Source organism: bacterium, from assembly GCA_023145965.1.
In the GTDB taxonomy this organism is placed as follows: domain Bacteria; phylum UBP14; class UBA6098; order UBA6098; family UBA6098; genus UBA6098.
Genome location: JAGLDC010000129.1, coordinates 1 through 2,826, shown reverse-complemented (window position 1 = coordinate 2,826; position 2,826 = coordinate 1). Strand labels below are relative to the sequence as shown.

General features: G+C 46.3%; 3 protein-coding genes. All 3 read left to right on the top strand.

The window, feature by feature from the left end; genetic code table 11:
* Positions 1-757 (top strand): DEAD/DEAH box helicase (locus tag KAH81_10360; GenBank protein MCK5834055.1); only part of this gene is annotated, 757 nt, incomplete at its 5' end.
* 8 nt (positions 758-765) lie between these two features.
* Complete coding sequence (locus tag KAH81_10355; GenBank protein MCK5834054.1) at positions 766-2,238, top strand: N-6 DNA methylase; 1,473 nt, start codon at positions 766-768, stop codon at positions 2,236-2,238.
* A 372-nt stretch (positions 2,239-2,610) separates the two neighbouring features.
* Positions 2,611-2,826: hypothetical protein (locus tag KAH81_10350; protein MCK5834053.1), on the top strand; the 216-nt coding region annotated here is incomplete at its 3' end.

The window sequence follows — 2,826 nt, the reverse complement described above, 5'->3', positions numbered from 1 at the left end:
GATTGAGATTATTAACGATGAAGGCGAAATCGAAGATGTCTGGGCGGAAAAACACCCCGAAGAAGAAGAAACACCCGAACCCGAAGTAACGGAAGAAGGTATTGTTACCCTACCCGACGGGTCGCAAGTTAATACTGAAACCGGCGAAGTTACGGGGGGGGATGGGCCAGAACCACCGCCAATCAGAAAGTATTATATCGAAGATGGCGTTAAAATCTTCATCGTCTCTAATTCCGTGATGTTGCTCGACCCTTCGGGCAAGGTTCTAAAAACGGTGGAATACACAGAATATGTCGCAGGCGAGGTTCGCAAATTATATACTTCGTCGTCGTTTCTCGAAACGAGATGGACAGAAGACGACGAACGGCTTATTATTGTCTCGGAATTGGAGAAGCGGGGAATACATCTTACAGATTTACAGGAAATAACGGGCAACCGCGACGCCGACCCCTTCGACTTGCTCCTGCACGTCGCCTACAATAAACCACTCAAAACGAGAAGAGAAAAGGCAAACACAGTCCAGAGAGAATATAAGAAATATTTCGAGAAGTTTAAAGGCCCGGCGAGGGAAATACTCGAACTGCTTCTCGTAAAATACACCGAGTTCGGTTCCGACCAACTCTTGACTCCCGAAATCCTCGAAGTTCCGCCGATTACTCAATTTGGAACACCGGTAGAGATTTTCGAGATATTCGGCGGGGCGAAAAAAGCAAAAGAAGCTATGACTCAACTATACAAATATCTATGTGAGAATTAAGGAGATAAATGGATCGCCAACAGATGTCCTCGATTATAAACTCGGTCCGCAAGATTATGCGGAAGGACCCGAACCTCGACACCGATGTTAAACGAATGCCGATGATATCGTGGCTTTTCTTTTTAAAAGCCCTCGACGATATGGAAATCGAGAAAAAGGGGAAAGCCGAATTTAAGGGAGAAAAATTCTACCCAACAATCGACAAGCCTTATCGCTGGCGCGATTGGGCGGCAGACGAAAGCGGCATGACCGGTGACGATTTACTACACTTCATCAATAACGACCTTCTTCCGTATATGAAAAGGCTATCCGGTGGAAAGAACGGCGGGCGCGAGCGTATTGCGAGCTTATTCATGGAGGTCAATAACGAGGCTCGCAACGGATACCTTTTAAAAGACGTTATTAACCAAATTAACAAGATTAATTTCAACACTTCCGACGATATTCATACGCTAAGCCATCTTTACGAGAGCATGTTAAAAGACCTTCGAGACGCTGCGGGGCAAAACGGCGAATTCTACACGCCGCGCCCTGCCGTCCGGTTCATTGTCGAAATGATCGACCCGAAGATCGGAGAAACCGTTCTCGACCCGGCGGCTGGAACATGCGGATTTTTAGTCGAAGCATTATTCTATCTCGAAAAGCAGGTGAAAAGCGTCGAGCAAAGAAGAATCTTACAGGAAGAAACGCTATTCGCGCGAGAGAAAAAACCGATGCCCTTCCTCCTGGGCATGATGAACCTAATACTGCACGAACTCGACAACCCGAACTACATCCGAACCAATTCGCTTGCGATAAACCTGAACGACATAACGGACGCTCAACGCGTGGATGTAATAATCACAAACCCGCCATTCGGCGGCGAGGAAGAGGCCAGCATAAAAACCGGATTCCCGCCCGATAAGCGAACGGCGGAAACGGCGCTCCTTTTCATTCAATTGATAATGAGGCTCTTGAAACGACCCAAAAAAAACGCAACAGGCGGGCGTTGCGGAATGGTTGTGCCGAACGGTTTTCTTTTTGGCGACGGCGTCTGCACAACAATTAAAAAGCAGATTCTAAAAGAATGCAACCTGCATACGATTGTTAGACTGCCAAACGGCGTGTTCAGCCCATATACCTCCATACCGACAAACCTTGTTTTCTTCGACTACGGCAAACCGACAAAAGGCATTTGGTTTTATGAAATGCCAATGCCCGAGAATCTGAAAAACGGATACACCAAAACGAAACCGCAGAAATTCGAGGAATACGAGCCGATTGCCGAATGGTGGAAAAATCGGGAGGAAAACGAACACGTATGGTTCGTAAAACGGGAGAAACTCGACGAGAACCTGAACCTCGATTTGAAAAACCCGAACGCGCCCGAGGGTTTAGAAACAAGACCGCCCGAAGAACTGCTGGCCGGTATCGCGGAAAAGGAAGCGAAAATAGCGCTCCTGATAGATGAGATAAAAACCGAACTGGAGGCACGGACATAAAACGGCGGGACGCAATATCGGTTTTAAAAGCTTCTTATTGATTTATAAGGTTTTAAGGCTTATAATTCTCTTTGAATAATAAGGGGGTGTATTCTGGAAAAAGAAATAAGATACCATATCGATATATCGGGACTCGCGTCCAAACGGCTTCCGATTAATATCCTCGTTGAAGTTGCCGAACTAACTCAGAAGGCATTAAGGGCGTTAGCGACCGAAATTATCCAACCCGATTTCAAGCGCGGAAGAAGATATCCGACCGAAGTCGAAAAATTAATTCAACTCGAACTCATCGGTTGGGAAGACGGCAGCGCTACGCCGGTTTTCGGGCTTTCCGAAATCGCAAATCAACTGCCGGACGAGAGCTTACTTATTATGAAAGGCGAAGATAATATTCAGGATAAAGTGATAAACGAGTTTAAGAAAGATATCAAATCTATGAGTAAGGGCGAAGAAGATTGGAAAACGAAAGTGCCGAGAAGAGCCTGGATGCCCATAAGGGATATTTTTAGAATCCCATCGAAAATCGGCTCGTCGTCGTTCGATGTCGCGGTCAGCAACGGAGATAAACAAAGGGAGTGGACTAAAATA

What these genes read in the sequence shown, in the direction of transcription:
- KAH81_10355 (MCK5834054.1), top strand. Translation starts at nt 766, where the DNA reads ATGGATCGCCAACAGATGTCCTCGATTATAAACTCGGTCCGCAAGATT.